Origin of the sequence: Tautonia plasticadhaerens (genome assembly GCF_007752535.1) — a bacterium.
In the GTDB taxonomy this organism is placed as follows: Bacteria; Planctomycetota; Planctomycetia; order Isosphaerales; family Isosphaeraceae; genus Tautonia; species Tautonia plasticadhaerens.
In genome coordinates this window covers 6,941,893-6,957,375 of the sequence record NZ_CP036426.1, presented here as the reverse complement: position 1 = coordinate 6,957,375, position 15,483 = coordinate 6,941,893, and the positions used below count along the sequence as shown (strand labels likewise).

Genomic DNA, 15,483 nt, shown 5'->3' with positions numbered 1-15,483 from the left:
TGATCTCCGAGTCCTCTGGTGCGTGTGGTCGATCGGGGGGTGCCGGGTCATGGCGCGTCGGGGACGTCGACCCACTCCTTCCGCTCGAACGGCGAGGTGGCGGAGGACGAGGCGGGCAGGAAGGGGAAGAGGCGGGCGCGGGCCCCGGCGTCCAGCGGCGCGCCGAACTCCGACACCTCGAACGCCTCGATGTAGCGGATCTGCCCGCCCCGGCCGGGGTCGTAGGTCCGGACGACCAAGTCGCGATGGCGGTCGGCGAGCGGCTCGATGCGGCGTCGGATGCGACCTGCCAGCCACTCGCGGCGGAGGTCGTCCCCCTCCGGCACCTCGCCGGGGTGGCCGGCGTTGAAGGGAAGCCATTCGTAGAACTGAGACCGGTGGCAGTGCAGCATGGCCACGAGGCGGTCCAGCTCGTCCCCGATGTCGACGACGACGTGCGGCTCGAAGGGGCACGGCCGCCTGAAGGCGTCGGAGAAATAGAGGATCACGGGGCTGGTCGGCAGGTGCGGCACGTCGGGGCAGATCGCGGGCACGGTGACGAGGTACGAGGCATCCTGGACGAGCAGCCCGGCGAAGCGATGGTCGGGGTGATAGTCCGTCGATCGATGCGTGACGATCAGGTCGGGGCGGAAGGACCGGATCCGGCGGATCAGGTCGAGGCGATATTCCAGGCGATCGTCCAGCTCGCCGTCGGGGTGGTCGAGCACCTCGTAGGTCACGCCGATAACCGCGGCGGCCGCCTGCGCCTCGGCCCGGCGGCGAAGGGCGAGCGGCTCGCCGTGCGTCTCGTGGTGCCCGGCCCGGCCGTCGGTCAGGCTCACCAGGCGGACGACGAAGCCGAGCGAGGCCCATTTGGCCGCCGTCCCGCCGGCCTTGATGTCGGCGTCATCCGGGTGGGCGCCGATGAGCAGGATTCGCGGCGGTGGTCCCGCCATGGCGGCCTCCTCCCGTCCGGGGTGATCGCGAGCGGCCCTGGCCCCGGGGCATCCAATCCGGGGACATCGCCAGTGTCTCATCCGGGGGAGGCCTCGTCGAGATGATCGAGGGTCAGGGCGAACCGCGGGCAAGCTTGGCGATAAGAATTATAAAGTTTCCTGCATATACTGTAATCCGATGATCAATAAATTTTCCGTGAGATGAGCCTGGGCTTCGCCCCGCTCCCCCGCTTCGGGCCACGCTGGCGAGGCACGGTGTTCAGCACTTCAACGAGCTGGGATCGCGAGGCATCCGAGCCGAGGACGGCGACAGGCATCACCCCTCCGGGAGAATGCTGTCGGCGATCCGCTCGATCTCGTCCGGGTCGGCCGGCTTGACCAGGTGATGGTCGAAGCCGACCTCCCGCGTCCGACGCCGGTCCTCCTCCTGACCCCACCCGGTGAGCGCGGCCAGCGTCACGCCGACCAGCTCCGTGCTCTCGCGGATGCGGCGGGCGACCTCGTAGCCGCTCATCCCCGGCAGCCCCAGGTCGAGCAGGATCAGTTGCGGCCGGTAGGTGGCGAGCAGTCGCAACGCCTCGGGCCCGTCGTGGGCGACCTTCACCCGGTGTCCCCGCATCTTCAGAAGCCGTGCCAGAGTCACGGCGGAGTCCCGGTTGTCGTCGACCACCAGGATGTCGGGCCGGTGGCCGGCGGGTGCGGCCGCCGCGACGGGCGGGATGTCCGCGAGGGCCGCCGCCTCCGCGGCCAGGGGGATCCGCACGATGAACGTGCTGCCCTGCCCGGGGCCGGGGCTCTCGGCCGCCACCGTGCCGCCGTGCATCTCGACCAGTCGCTTGACCAGCGTCAGCCCGATGCCGAGGCCGCCCTGCGACCGCTCCAGCGACGTGCCCACCTGGGTGAACATCCCGAAGACCTTCGGCAGCATCTCGGGCGGGATGCCCACCCCGGTGTCGGCGACCTTGATCACCGCATGCCCGTCGTCGCGAGCGACGCCCAGCGAGATCCGCCCGCCCTGCGGGGTGTACTTGGCGGCGTTGTTCAGCAGGTTCGCCAGCACTTGCACCAACCGGGTGCGGTCGCCCTCGACGACCAGGGGCTCGCGCGGGATCCGCAGGCCGAGCTCGTGGCCGGCCTCCTCGATCGACTGCCGGTTCGTCTCCACCGCCGCGTCGACGATCGCCCGCAGCGGGACGCGTTCCAGCCGCAGGGCCACCTTGCCGCTCGAAACCCGGGCCACGTCCATCAGGTCGTCGACCAGGTGGGTGATGTGCCGAAGTTGCCGGTCCATCATCGAGAGGGTCTCGCCGGCGACCTCGGCCGTGTCCCCGTCCATCCGCAGGATCTGCAGGCCGTTGCGGATCGGGGCGAGGGGGTTGCGCAGCTCGTGGGCCAACGTCGCCAGGAACTCGTCCTTGCGGCGGTCCTGCTCCTGCAGCGTGCGGTAGAGCTGGGCGTTCTCGATCGCGGCCGTCACCCGCTCGGCCAGATTCTGGGCCACCTGCAACTCCGCCGGGCCGAATCGTCGGCGGGCGGAGGAGCTGAGGAACGTCATCCCGCCGATCACCCGGCCTCGGGAGAGCAGCGGGACGCAGAGGTATGAGCGGATGCCGAGGCCCCGCAGCCTGGCCAGCCGATCGGCCCCCTGCGGCGCGGTCGCCGGGTCGGCCTCGGCCAGGTCGAAGACCACCTCCGGCTCGCCGGTGCGCAGCACGTGCGGCACCACCCCGGCGGCGACGTCGGCCGGACGGTGGGCCGCGTCGGCGTCTCGGGCGTCCGCCTCGACCTCGGATTCGGCGGCGGTCACGGCCAGCCGCTCCCGCCTGCCGCCCTCAGCGATCAAGTCGATCACGCACCAGTCGGCGAACCCGCCGACGGCCAGGTTGGCGATCCGGTTGAGGGTGCTCTGGTAGTCCACCAGTTCGGCCAGCGAGGCGCTGGAATCGGCCAGGAACCGGACCGACTCCTCGGCCCGCTTGCGGGCGGTCACGTCGCGGAACACCTTGCCGAACCCGTGAAGCGTGTCGTCGTCGCCCCAGAGCGGGACCATGACCCCGTCGGCGAAGAACTGGCCTCCGTCCTGCCGCACGTGCCACCGCTTGTCCTCGGCCCGGCCCTCGCGGGCTGCCTTCTCCATCTCCATCGCGGGCACCCCGGCCGCCCGGTCCTCCGGGGTGAAGATCCTGTCGGCGGGCTGTCCCAGGATCTCCTCGAGGGTGATGCCGGTGATGCTCTCGGCCCCACCGGACCATTCGACCACCCGGCCATCCCGGTCGGTGACCACCACCGCGTAGTCCCGCGCCCGTTCGACCAGGAGCTTGAGCCGTTCGTCCTTCTCCCGCAGCAGCGCCTCCGCCCGCTTGCGGTCGGAGATGTCGTTGAAGAGCACGCCCACCCGGCGACTGCCGGGCGGGCCGACCGGGAACGCGGACACGTCGAACCACCGGTCGAGGTCGGCCACCCGGTCGGTCCGGCGGACCCGCTCGCCCGTCTCCGCCACCCGCGCGTAGGCCTCGATCCAGTCGCTCTCGTGGTGCGGCATCACCTCGCGGGCGGTCTTGCCGACGATGTCGGCCATCCCGGTCTGCTCCTCCAGGGCCGGGTTGGCCATCAGGTACCGGTAGTCGAACGGTCGGCCCGCGTCGTCGAGCATCGGCTCGACGACGCAGTACCCCTCGTCCATCGACTCGAACAGCGAGCGGAACCGCTGCTCGCTCTCGCGGAGCCGTTCCTCGGCCAGCCGCCGCTCGGTCACATCCTGCATCGCACCGACCAGTCGGATCGTCCTGCCGCCCTCGTGGATGGCGTAGCCGCGGTCGAGGATGGTGGCGTAGCCGCCGTCGGCCCTGAGGAACCGGTACTCGCCAGACCAGTTCGAGCCGCCGTGATCGATGACCGCGTGAATGCTGGTCACGACACCCTCGCGGTCCTCGGGGTGGATGTGCTCGTACCACCACGTGGCGTCCGGGCCGGCATCCTCCCGGCGGTGCCCGAAGAGGGTAGTCACCCCCTCGTTCCACCACACCGAGTTCGTCCGCATGTCCCAGTCCCAGACCGCGTCGTTGGTGGCGCGGGCGACGATGGTGAACCGGTCGTTGCTCTCGCGCAGCGCGGCCTCGGCCCGCCGTTGCTCGGTCACGTCCTGGGTCACCCCGTCGAACCGTATGGGGTCGCCCGCCTCGCCGTAGGACGCCCGCCCGATCGCCCGCACCCACCGCTCGGCCCCGCCAGCCGGGTCAATGGTTCGGAATTGGACGTCGTAGCCCTCGCGCCCCGCGATGCTCCGTTCGATGGCGGCGCGGGTCGGCTCGCGGTCGTCCGGGTGGATGCGATCGAAGAAGGTGCCGAGCGTGACCCGGGCGTCCGGCGGCAGCCAGAAATGCGACTTGACCCTCGCGTCCCACTGCAGGACGTCGAACGGCAGGTCGCAGTACCAGAACCCGATCCCCGAGGCCTGGACCGCGTAATCGAGCCGGGCGCGGCTCTCGTCCAGGGCCCGCTCGGCCGCGGCACGCTCGAGCGTCTCCCAGCACCGGGCGACGACCGTCCTGACGAGCCGGACCTCGGCCGGGGTCCAGCGGCGGGGCGACTTCTGGTGGACGGCCATCGCGGCCGTCAGCCTCCCGCCCTTGGACAACGGCACGCAGACCACCGCCCGGATGTCCGTCGCCCGGTATGCCGGCAGGTCGTCCGGCGCGATGCGCGGGTCGGTGTCGGCGTCCTCGACGACGTAGGGCTCGTTCGCCCGCATCATCCGCAGGTGTTCCGCCCCGAACGCCGCGATCGGCCACCGGCCGACGATGCTCGGCACCCCGCGCGTGTAATCTCCGTTGATGACGTAGACCGACCCGTCCTCGACCTCGGCATAGGCGACCCGGTCCGCGCCGAGATGCTCCGCGAGCAGCCGGGCGGCCGCCGTCATGATCGCGCCCGGGTCGGTGGACGGCTGGGTCGCGTCGGCGAGGTCGGCGAGGATCCGGTGGCGGGCCTCACTCTCCCGCAGGGCCTCCTCAGCCTTTCTGCGCTCGCTGATGTCGCGGAACACCAGCACCGCCCCCGAGACGGTGCCCGCATCGTCCCGGATGGGGGCGGCGGAGTCGTCGATCGGACGCTCCGTGCCGTCGCGGGCGATCAGGATGGTGTGGTTCGCCAGCCCGACGATGACGCCCGTCTCGAGCGCCCTCAGGGCCGGGTTCTCGACCGGCTCGCGCGTCGTCTCGTTGACGATGCGGAACACCTCGGTGAGGGGCATCCCGCGGGCGTCCGCCAACGACCAGCCGGTGAGCCGTTCGGCCACCGGGTTGAGGAAGGTGACCCGGCCGTCGGCGTCGGTCGCGATTACGGCGTCGCCGATGCTGGCGAGGATTGTCCGCCAGAGCCCGTCCTGACCGGGAGTGGCCGCCCGGTCGCGCGGTGGTTCGGCGCTCGCCCCCCGCTTGCGGCGGAACTGCTCGATGTGCGACGCGATCTTCGTGCGCAGGACGACGGGAGCAAGGGGCCCGGGGAGGTGATCCACCGCCCCGAGGGCGTTCGCTTCCTCGACCGGGAAATCGTCGCCCGCACCCAGGAAGAGGATCGGGGTGTGTCGGTTGCGGTCGCGAAGGAGCCTGGCCAGATCCAATCCGGACCGGCCGTGCGTCTCGACGTCGAGGAGGATGGCGGCGAGGTCGGCCTCGGTCGCCCCCCGGAGGACTTCCTCGACGGAGGAGGCGCAGATGAGCGACGCGTCCAGCTCGGAGAGGGCGGCCTCGATGGCGAGCCGGCCCGCGGGCCGGCCATCGACGAGGAGGATCTTGACGGGGTCGTTCGTACTCACCGGTCCCCCTGCCGGGCGGGCCCCCGGCCGACTGCTGGAGTCGCCCGAGCAGCGCGTCCAGGGTCCGTCGCCAGCGAGGTCGGGTCCGATCACTGCCTTCCGGGACGCAACCGGAGATTCCGGCTGCAAGGATCTATTCTAGCCGCCGGCGTCGGGATTCCCAGGGCAGACGACGAACCGTGGATGCTCGTGCTGCATGGTTCGCCATGACGTCCCGGCCTCGGCCGCCGCATTCCGCGTGCGGGTCGCGGCCGCCTTCCTCGCCGAAGCGGATCGCTCCTCGGGCGTGCACACCGCCGACGCCGCGCCGCCCTCCTTGCCACCCTCCCGGCTGGAGAGCTTCGAGTCCGGGGTGCCGCGTCCGCCCCCCGACTCGTTGCCGCCCGCCGCCGGATTCCTTGTTGACCGTCGCCCAGGCCCGACGCTCGGCCTCCTCCACCGGGACGCCGCGCTCCTCGTATCCTTCCGCGATGTGCTCGGCCTTGCGTTTTTGCGCGTCCGTGTCTTTCGAATTGTCGCCGCGTGGCATGCCGTGGTCTCCCAGAATGCGACGCTGCCGGAATCTCCCGTCATCGGCCCGGCTTCAGTTCGACCTTGACCCAGCCCGCCTTCCGCCGATCGAACGCCTTGTAGGCGGAGATGGCGTCGGTCATCGGCTCGACCTCGGTCAGCACCATCAGCGGGTCGACCTTCCCCGCCACCACGGCCTCGATCGTCTTCGGCACGTATTTCCGGTGCGGGCAGTTGCCCATCTGGATCGTCAGGTTCTTCATCATGGCGTTGCCGATCGGGAACCGCGTCATCGTCTCGGGATAGACCCCGATGATCGAGAGCGTCCCCGCCTTGGCCAGGGCCTGCACCGCCCAGGTCACCACCTGCGACGGGGCGTCGCCCGGGACCCAGTGGCCGCCCCAGGTCGCGCCGGAGCCTTCGAGCAGGACCTCTTTCTGCTCCTCCTTGAACTGCCCCTTCATCGCCCGCGACTCGGCGTAGGCCGGGCCGCCCTCGGGACGGTAGGCGTCCACGCCCACCGCGTCGATCGCCCGCAGGACGCCGATCCCGCCGGTCAGGTCCTTGATCTTCTCGACGGGGTGCTCGGCGTTGAAGTCGATGGTCTCGGCGCCCAGTTCGCGGGCCTTCTCCAGCCGGTCGGGGAGGGTATCCACGGCGAAGATGCGCCCGGCCCCCATCAGCTTCGCGCTGACGATGGTGAACAGACCCACCGGCCCGCACCCGAAGACGCAGACCGTGTCGCCCGGCTTGATCTCCGCCACATCCGCCCCGAAATACCCCGTGGGGAAGATGTCGGAGAGCAGGATCGCCTGGTCGTCGGTCAGCTCCTGGGGCAGCTTGACCAGCGACGGATCGGCCAGCGGCACGCGGGCGAACTCGGCCTGGAGGCCGTTGAACGGGCCGGTGGGGGCCGGGCCGCCGAAGAACGCCGTCCCGGCCGTCTTGCCGTTCGGGTTGGCGTTGTCGCATTGCGAGTGGTAGCCGCTCGTGCAATAGGAGCAGTGCCCGCAGCAGATGGTGGACGGGATGACGACGCGGTCACCGACCTCGAAGCCGGTGACCGAGGAGCCGACCTCCTCGATCACGCCGACCCCCTCGTGGCCCAGGATCGTGCCGGGGACCATGCCCGGCATCGTCCCGCGGACCATGTGCAGGTCGGTGCCGCAGATGGCGCTCGCCGTCAGCCGTACGATCGCGTCCGTGGGCTGCTCGATCTTCGGCTCGGGGACGTCGTCGAGGCGGATGTCGCCGATGCCGTGGAACACGACGGCCTTCATGGATGAGCTCCTGCGTCAGATGAGGGGGCGGCCGCCGGTCACGGCCACCGTGGCCCCGGCCATGTAGCTGGCGTCGTCCGAGGCGAGCAGCACGAAGGCGGGCGCCAGCTCGGCGGGCTGCCCGGCCCGGCCCAGGGCCGTGTCCTGCCCGAAGCTCTTGACCTTCTCCTCGGGCATGGTCGCCGGGATCAGCGGCGTCCAGATTGGGCCCGGGGCCACGCAATTCACGCGGATGCCCTTCTTGCCGAGCATCTGCGCCAGGCCGCCGGTGAAGTTCTGGATCGCCGCCTTCGTCATCGCGTAGGGCAGCAGGTTCGGGCTCGGATTGTCGGCCTGGATCGACGAGGTGTTGATCACCGCGCCGCCCTCGGGCATGTGCGGGACGGCGGCCTTCGTCAGCCAGAACATCGCGTAGAGGTTCGTCTTCAGCGTCCGGTCGAACTCCTCGGTCTCGATCTCCGCGATGTCGTCCCGGCTCATCTGGAAGGCGGCGTTGTTGACCAGGATGTCGATCTTGCCGAACTCCCTGACCGCCCGGTCGATGATCGCCTTGCAGTGGGCCTCGTCCGCGATGTCGCCCGCCAGACGGAGGCACGTGCGGCCGGCGGCCTCGACCGCTCGCGCGGTCTCCTCTGCGTCGCTCTCCTCGCTGAGATAGGAGATGAGGATGTCCGCTCCCTCGCGGGCGAAGGCCAGGGCCACCGCGCGGCCGATCCCGCTGTCGCCGCCGGTGATGACCGCCGTCTTGCCCTTGAGCTTTCCCGAGCCCGTGTAGCTCTGCTCGCCGTAGTCCGGCTTCGGGTCCATCTCGGACTCGATTCCGGGGACGTCCTGCTTCTGCTCGGGGAGTGGTGGCTTGGGGTGCTTCTCGCGGGGGTCTTCTGCCATCGGTGAAGTCCTCGTGATTCTTGCATGCGGCAAGATGCCGGCGATTGGGGTGACATATTCGATTTTCCTCCCGCAACGATCGTGCCGAGAGGATTGATCGATCCGGGCATCTCCCGCTTCGCCGGGGCGGGCTGTCCGCGACCCGCTGGCGCTCGGCGGCTTCAGCCTGCCTCCGTCACCACTCCCATCCCTGACGCCCAGTCGATCGCCCAAAACCCGGGCTGATCAACTCGGCGAGTCGTCCGCCGCGATTGAGTTGCAGGGTCTCGTCGGTGCCGCTTGATCCAGGCATCCGCCGTGGTGGACTGCAACTCCACCTCCACCCCAGGCCCGTTGCGGACCCCCTCCCACGCCGCCACCCCCCGGCGAAGCGCCTCGGCCAACTCGATCCGCCGGTCCAGGCACTGCCGGGCCAGCACCGACAGTTCGACCTCGGCCAGGCTCGGCCCATTCCCGCGCTTCGGCGTGTGGTGGATCTCCAGTTCCTCGGCAATCCGACGGGCCCGCTCCGGCGGGAAGGCCTCGTCCGGCGAGGCCAGCGTGTGGGCGTCCGGGTCGTCCAGCACCGACACCACCTCTTCCGCCTCCCCGTGGACCACCTTGACCAGCCGGCGGACCATCTCGGCGAAGCCCACGGCGGTCCGCCGCTCGGTGACGTGGACCGCCCGCCAGGCCAGGAGCGGCGCGCTGTTCATGGACAGGATGGCCGTCCCGTCACGTACGGACTCGGAGTCGAACCGCTCGGGTCAGCTCGTCTCGGCCGGGATCGGCTCGAGGACCTCGCCGATCAGACGCTTGCGAACCTCGTCGAGGCAGACCAGAGGCCGCTCCCCATCGGAGTGCCGGTGGTAAGCGCGGCGTCCAGCACGTCCCCCATCGCCGCCACGAACTCGGCATTCGCCCCCGGCGGGATGCACCATCGCTCCTTGGGGTGCGGCTCCAGGTCGCTTCTTTTAAAGACCGCCGAACCGTCTCGTCGGAGATCGAGGGGACGAACTCCAGTTCGACGAGCGTGTCGGCCGGCAGCCGCATCGTCCAGGCCTTGCGGCCGTCCGGCGGCTGCGAGCAGGCCAGGGCGATCAGCCTGGCCTCGGCCCGCCCGTCCAGGGCCCGCTCCCGGCTGGGGCGGGCCCGCTCCTCGCGGACCAGGGCCGCCTCCAGGCCCCACTCAACGAACCACAGGCGGACCCGCTCGAGGGTGGCGTTGCTGACCTCCACGGCCTCGGCGATCCGGCCGACGGGCCAAGAGGGTCCGCCCTAGGCGGCGTCGGCCTTGAGCGGGATGCGGGCGTGGGCCAACTCCTGGGCGGCGGCCTTGCCGGCGGCGATGAGTTCGGAGGGGCCCTGACGCTCCTCGGCGGTCAGCGTGACGATGTGCTTCTTCAGGTCGATTCTCCGGGAGCGGTGATCGCCCCGGGAGAACCGATCCCGGCCCAGACCTCGAGTCGCCAGTGGCCGACGACTAGGTTCGCCCTAAATCGTTTCAAGGCTTAGTGGAGCGGAAGGGGATCGAACCCTCAACCTCAGCATTGCGAACGCTGCGCTCTCCCAATTGAGCTACCGCCCCGATCGCGAACTCGCGGGCTTCGGACGGCCCGAGTCGGGATCATGCCGACCGAGACCGAGTATATCAGGGAGCCGCTCCGCTTTCGAGGGGTCTCTGGCCCAATCCGGCCGCTTCGGTCGACCAAACCGGCCGGGGAGGGGGGACGCCGGGGAGGGCGGGCGATCGGGCGAGGAGGGACTGCTTGCCGGGGCGGGGGGAGGGCAGTAGGGTGGTCGCCGTCGGGCGATCTCGGGCGGTGGAGCCCGCGGAATCCGGAGAGGGGAGGGGATGAGCATGGGTCGAGCATTCGTCCGGGTGATCGGGGCCCTGGTCCTCTCACTGGTCGTCGCCGGGGGATCGCAGGCGCAGGAGGCGTTCCCGGACTGGCTGGTCCGGTGGGAGCCGATCCCCCGGAATCCCCTGTTCGGCGGGTCCGGCGGCGACGCCTGGGATGCGAAGATCCGGGAGCGGGGCTGGATCCACCGCGAGGACGACGGCTCGTACCGGCTTTATTACACCGGGTACAACGAGGACCGGTCGCCGACCCGCTCGCTCGGGCTCGCCACCTCCCCGGACGGCCTCTCCTGGACGAGGCACCCGGGCAACCCGATCTTCGACGAGACGTGGGTCGAGGACATGTGCGTGCTAAAGGTCGACGGCCGATACCTCATGTTCGCCGAGGGCGAGCGGGACATCGCCCACCTGCTGACCTCCGACGACGGCGTCTCCTGGGCCGAGTGCGGGCCGCTCGACGTCCGGCTGGCCGACGGCTCCCCGATCCCCCCCGGGCCCTACGGCACCCCGACGGTCCTGCGGAAGGACGGCCTCTGGCACCTGCTCTACGAGCGGGGAGACCGGGGGGTCTGGCTGGCCACCTCGCCGGATCTCCGCGTCTGGACCAACGTGCAGGACGACCCGGTGATCGCGATGGGGCCCGAGCCGTACGACCGCACTGCGGTGGCCCTGAACCAGGTCGTCGAACGCGACGGCGTCTATTACGGCATCTACCACGCCAACGAACACCGCCCCTGGCGCGACTGGACCACCTGCGTCGCCCGGTCCACCGACCTCGTCCGCTGGGAGAAGTTCTCCGGCAACCCGATCGTCGAGGATAACAGCTCCAGCGGCATCCTCGTCCCCGGGCCGGACGGCCCGGTGCTCTACACCATGCACCCGGAAGTCCGACGCTATTCCCATCCCCAGTCGGGGGACGAATCGGATCATCCCTGAACTCCTCCGGCGACCGCCGGGGACTGCATCCATCGCTCCCAAGCCCGATCGCCCGCACCGTCGACCGACGTGCTGACGGGGCGGGACGGGGGTCCATGCCCCGACCCGCCCCATCCCGTACCGGGTGCCCCGGCATTGGCCGAAGCCCCCGGCGCCGATCACGTCACCTCCGGATCGCCTCAGCGGCAGATGCCACCGGGATAGCCGCCGTAGCCGGGATAGCCGCCGTAGCCGTAGCCCCGGCCCCTCCCGTGTCCCCGGCCGTAGCCGTAGCCCGGGCCGAATCCGGGGGCGTTGTAGCCCGACCGGAACTCCTGATAGTACGTCCCGCCGCCGTACCCGTAGCCGGGATAGCCCCCGAAGGCGGGGCCGGTCGGGTAGGGGGTGGGGCAGGCCGGCCGGGGCACGTGCCCGCAGGGGGTCCGGCACCCGTGCTTGCAGCCGCCGCCGTAGCCCGACGACCGGCCGAAGCCGAGGTTCAGGTTGATGCTGCCGAAGCTCCCCACCGGGGAGATGCCGGGCCCGCCCCCGAACCCGTATCCCGGCCCGTACTGCGCTGCCGCCGGGGTCGGATCGCCGAGCATGACGAGCCCGCCGGCCGTCAGGGCGCCGAGCAGGGTCAAGGCCTTCATCTTGATGAACATCCGAGGATCCTCTCTGTTCGTGGTCCGATCAACTGTTGATCCGTGTCCGGCCGGCCCGGCGCCCGTCCCCGGACGCCCCGCCGACCCCTCCGGCGCTCCGATCCCTCCCTGGATCGGCCGGCTCCCGGGCCTGCCGGGCCGGCGGTGGACAAATCGCACCGGCCGTGCCGCCGGCCGACGGGCGAGCGGGGGCGTCGCGGCGCAACTCCTAAGAATGATCGAATTTAGGAATTCACACCCCGGCCCCCGTCCCCGCATCCCGGCCCGCCAACCGCACCAATCTCCTGGCGACGCGGGGGGTTTCTGACGCGGGCGGGGGTGGCCCCCGCGTCCGAGGGGAGGGGACGGGCGGCCCGGGGAGATCGTCGGCCGGGCCGCGATCGAGGCCGACGGCGGGGAGGGCCGCTCGTCGTCCCCCCTCCTGATCCCCGGCCACCCGCCCCGATCCCGGGACTGGGGTTCCGCCTTCCGCCGACTTCTGCTATCTAACCTCCCGCGGGGCGACTCGCGCCGCATCGGCGGGTCCCGACGGTCGGGCCCGCCGAGCCTAGGTCGGGAGCCCGAACCCGCCCGGTCCCGGGCCGGCCCCTCGTCCGCCGCCGATCGATTCGAGTCGAAACGAGATGAATCGAGTCGAGTTGATGCCGGGATCCGGATCGGATCTCCCGGGGCGCGGACGAGGGAGGCGGCCGATCGACCGGGCCCCACTCCCAGGGATGGGAGGCGGATCCATATGGCCCGGCGGCCGAGCCGCTCGCCGAGCGGCGACCCAATCGTTCGGGGTCGTTTCCCAAGGATGGGGAGCGCGGGCATGTCCCTGCGGATGTCGATCTGTGCGGTGATCTCCCTCGGACTGGCCCTCGGCGCCCACTGGGTGTCCGGCCAGGCCGCCCAGGGTCCGCCGTCGTCCTCGGCCGAGCCCCCCCGGGTCTCGGGGGGCGAATCCCGGTCCGGGTCGGGCGCCGCCGGGTCCGGTCCCGGGGAGGCCGTCCCCCCGCCGAGCCTCGCGGGGGGCCCCTCGGGCAACGCCCCTCCCCGCCTGGCGATCCCCAACACCCGGGCACCGGCCGTCGGGGCTCAGTCGGGGGCCGAGCCGGGGGATGCCCCGCCGAGGATCGCCTCCCCGGCCGGGGATTCACCGCCGCCCCCGGGCGTCGACGACCTCCCCGGCCTGCCCCCGGTCGGCCCGAGAGGCGGCCCCCCCGCGCTGGCCGATTCCCCGACGCCACCCCCCACGGCCCCGCCCCACGACGCCCTCGACTCCCCCGGCGACGATCCCCCGATGATCGCCTCGGGGGACCCCGACCCCGGCCTCGCCCACCCCGGGGGACCTACCGATTCCCCGCCGCCGATCTCCGCGGGCGACCTCCCGGACCTGCTCGACGACCCCCTCGGCGACCTGGCCGGCGACTTGCCCTCGATCGGGTCGCCCGACCTCGGCAGCGCCACCGCCGATGCCGACGTCCCCGTCGGGGCCCCCGGGCCGAAGGCCCGACTCCAGGATCCGGCCGACGACCCCCCGGCCGCCCCCATGCTCCCCGACCCGGGCCCGGCCTTCCCGGCCGACCCCGACCCGATGGCCGGGGCTCCCGACCCGTACGCCGACGTCGACGGCGTCGATGCCGGCGCTCCGGCCCAGGGGATGGCCGTGTCGTCGGGCGGCATGCAGTTCCCCCTCGCCGCCGATCCCCTCTCCCCTCCGGCGGCGCAGGAGCCGCCCGACGACGGGCCCCTGGCCGTGCAGGAGATGCCCGACGACCCCGGCCTCGGCGGCGGCGACCCGTTCCCGGGCCTCGGCGGGGGTCAGCCCGATCCCTCCCCGCTCAACGAGGCCGACCTCGCCGCCGAGCCGGCCGAGTCCGGCCCGGGATCGCCGGCCCCGGGCCTCCCGACCCGGGATCCGAACAGCTTCTCGAACTTCGGGGCGTCCGGGGCCGCCGAGGCGGCCCCGGCGATGCCCCGGCCCGCCCCGGACTCTCCCGACTTCGCCTCGGCCGGGCCCGCCTCGGCCTCGGCCCCGCCGGAGGACCCCTCGATCCGGGCCTCGGCCGCCCCCTTCGACGGTACCGGGGCGATGGCCGACTCCCTGGCCGACCGCCTGCCCGAGGGGCCCCGGGACGTCCAGCTCAACCTCGATGTCTCCATCCCGCCCACCACCATCATCAACGTCCCGATGCAGGCGGTCGTCACTCTCCGCAACGAGGGCCGCGACGACGCCTTCGACGTCTACGTCCGCCTGCCCCTCCCCGACGGCCTGGAGCACCAGGAGTCCTCCCCGCCGGCCGAAACGATGGAGGACGACGGCCGGACCCTCGTCTGGCACTGGTCCTCGCTCCCCTCGGGGGACTCCCGGGCGATCGACCTGCGGGTCAAGCCGCTGAAGGCCGTGCCGATGGACCTGGTCCCCCGGGTCTCCTCGGTGATGGCGGCCAAGTCCCGGACGGCCGTGCAGGAGCCGAAGCTGAAGATCGACCTCGTCGGCCCCAACGGCGAGGTGCTCAAGGGCACGAACTTCGACTTCTCGGTCACCGTCCGCAACGTCGGCAACGGCCCGGCCCGGGGCGTCGACCTGATCGCCACCCTCAGCGGCGGCCTCCAGGGCTACGACGACGCCGGTTCGCTCAACGACGCCACCCGGTTCGAGCTGGAGGTCGGCGACCTCAGCCCCGGGGAGGTCCGGGGGCCCTACGCCCTGAGCGTCCGGGCCGACAGCCAGGGGCCGCACTCCTGCGCCATCAAGGCCGAGAGCCCCGACGTGGTGCCCGAGACCCCCGTGGCGATCAAGGAGGTGACGATCGTCGCCCCCAAGCTGGCGCTCGACGTGGCCGGGCCCGACAGCCGCCCGGTCGGCTCGGTGGCCGACTACGTGGTCACGATCAGGAACGAGGGGACCGCCGCCGCCACCGACGTGGCCGTCGCCCTGTTCGCCCCCGAGAGCGGCGAGCCCACCGTCCCCGCCGACGCCAAGTACCGCCAGGACCCGGAGAAGCGCCTGCACAGCATCTACTGGCGCGTCCCCCGGCTGGACAAGGGGGAGTCCCGCCAGTTCCGCGTGCCGATCACCCTGGAGCGGATCGCCATCTACACCGTGGAAGTGGCCGCCCACTGCGACGGCTTCCGGGAGCCCCGGGACACCCCCCGGGACCAGCAGCCGACCGACGTGATGGGCATCGCCGACGTTAAGATCGTCGGCCTCGACCGCAAGGACACCGTCATCGACGCCGGCGGCACCACCGAGTTCGAGATCCGGATCCGCAACGACGGCTCCAAGGAGGCCACCAACGTCAAGGTCGACTTCTTCACGAATGAGTGGATCTCCGTCGTGAAGACCGACCCGGCCGACGCGGCCACCAACCCCGACAACCCCGTCCAGCACGGCTTCGCGGCCATCGACCGCCTCGCCCCCGGGGTCGAGCGCACCTTCATCGTCGAGGTGAAGGCGCAGAAGGCCCCCCCTTCCGGCCAGGCCGTCGCCAATTTCGACGTGAAGGTCTACTGGGACGACCTGCCCGAGTCGGCCGCCGTCAGCTCCAACAGCCACGTCCGGATCGCCGAGGGCCAGGTCGCCCGGACCCCCTCCACCCCCCCCCGCTGACCACGCCCGGCCCCGTCCGGGTCGCCCGGCGGGCCCTCA

General features: G+C 71.7%; 9 protein-coding genes, 1 tRNA gene and 1 pseudogene. 2 read left to right on the top strand and 9 right to left on the bottom strand.

Going from position 1 to position 15,483, the window contains the following annotated elements; genetic code table 11:
* Positions 1-47: 47 nt before the first annotated feature.
* The 8 genes and pseudogenes from ElP_RS27740 to ElP_RS27705 all read right to left on the bottom strand — a co-directional run bounded on the left by ElP_RS27740 (position 48) and on the right by ElP_RS27705 (position 9,996).
* A complete protein-coding gene (locus ElP_RS27740; RefSeq protein ID WP_145275774.1) occupies positions 48-935 on the bottom strand; it encodes a PIG-L deacetylase family protein in 888 nt (295 codons plus the stop codon).
* Between the two features lie 316 nt (positions 936-1,251).
* Positions 1,252-5,751, bottom strand: a complete 4,500-nt coding sequence (locus ElP_RS27735; RefSeq protein WP_197446429.1) for a PAS domain S-box protein — start codon at positions 5,749-5,751, stop codon at positions 1,252-1,254.
* Between the two features lie 231 nt (positions 5,752-5,982).
* A pseudogene (locus ElP_RS41405) lies at positions 5,983-6,280 on the bottom strand (plasmid stabilization protein); the annotation flags it as partial.
* 40 nt (positions 6,281-6,320) lie between these two features.
* Positions 6,321-7,541: a zinc-dependent alcohol dehydrogenase gene (locus tag ElP_RS27725; RefSeq protein WP_145275770.1), complete on the bottom strand. Its 1,221-nt coding sequence runs from the start codon at positions 7,539-7,541 to the stop codon at positions 6,321-6,323.
* Between the two features lie 15 nt (positions 7,542-7,556).
* The gene (locus ElP_RS27720; RefSeq protein WP_145275768.1) at positions 7,557-8,429 is read right to left on the bottom strand and encodes a glucose 1-dehydrogenase; all 873 of its coding nucleotides are present in this window, start codon (positions 8,427-8,429) and stop codon (positions 7,557-7,559) included.
* Between the two features lie 161 nt (positions 8,430-8,590).
* On the bottom strand, positions 8,591-9,124 hold the full coding sequence (locus ElP_RS27715) for a hypothetical protein (protein ID WP_145275766.1): 534 nt from the start codon (positions 9,122-9,124) through the stop codon (positions 8,591-8,593).
* A 19-nt stretch (positions 9,125-9,143) separates the two neighbouring features.
* Positions 9,144-9,647 (bottom strand): helix-turn-helix domain-containing protein, encoded by a 504-nt coding sequence (locus tag ElP_RS41400; RefSeq protein WP_197446427.1) that lies wholly within the window; start codon positions 9,645-9,647, stop codon positions 9,144-9,146.
* A 276-nt stretch (positions 9,648-9,923) separates the two neighbouring features.
* Positions 9,924-9,996: transfer RNA gene (locus tag ElP_RS27705), tRNA-Ala, on the bottom strand.
* A 273-nt stretch (positions 9,997-10,269) separates the two neighbouring features.
* Here ElP_RS27705 and ElP_RS27700 point away from each other — a divergent pair.
* Positions 10,270-11,205 carry a glycoside hydrolase family protein gene (locus ElP_RS27700; RefSeq protein ID WP_145275764.1) on the top strand — a complete coding sequence of 312 codons (936 nt, stop codon included), beginning with the start codon at positions 10,270-10,272 and terminating at the stop codon, positions 11,203-11,205.
* 179 nt (positions 11,206-11,384) lie between these two features.
* On the opposite strand, the gene ElP_RS38790 is transcribed toward ElP_RS27700, so the two are convergent.
* A complete protein-coding gene (locus ElP_RS38790; RefSeq protein WP_197447145.1) occupies positions 11,385-11,849 on the bottom strand; it encodes a hypothetical protein in 465 nt (154 codons plus the stop codon).
* Positions 11,850-12,660: 811 nt separating this feature from the next.
* Between ElP_RS38790 and ElP_RS27690 the strand changes: the two genes are divergently transcribed.
* Positions 12,661-15,444: a DUF11 domain-containing protein gene (locus ElP_RS27690; RefSeq protein ID WP_145275762.1), complete on the top strand. Its 2,784-nt coding sequence runs from the start codon at positions 12,661-12,663 to the stop codon at positions 15,442-15,444.
* Positions 15,445-15,483 lie beyond the last annotated feature (39 nt).

Bases quoted from the DNA above. Each gene is read 5' to 3' on its own strand.
- ElP_RS27740 (WP_145275774.1), bottom strand. From the start codon at position 935: ATGGCGGGACCACCGCCGCGAATCCTGCTCATCGGCGCCCACCCGGAT.
- ElP_RS27725 (WP_145275770.1), bottom strand. From the start codon at position 7,541: ATGAAGGCCGTCGTGTTCCACGGCATCGGCGACATCCGCCTCGACGAC.
- ElP_RS27720 (WP_145275768.1), bottom strand. From the start codon at position 8,429: ATGGCAGAAGACCCCCGCGAGAAGCACCCCAAGCCACCACTCCCCGAG.
- ElP_RS27715 (WP_145275766.1), bottom strand. From the start codon at position 9,124: ATGAACAGCGCGCCGCTCCTGGCCTGGCGGGCGGTCCACGTCACCGAG.
- ElP_RS27700 (WP_145275764.1), top strand. From the start codon at position 10,270: ATGGGTCGAGCATTCGTCCGGGTGATCGGGGCCCTGGTCCTCTCACTG.
- ElP_RS38790 (WP_197447145.1), bottom strand. From the start codon at position 11,849: ATGTTCATCAAGATGAAGGCCTTGACCCTGCTCGGCGCCCTGACGGCC.
- ElP_RS27690 (WP_145275762.1), top strand. From the start codon at position 12,661: ATGTCCCTGCGGATGTCGATCTGTGCGGTGATCTCCCTCGGACTGGCC.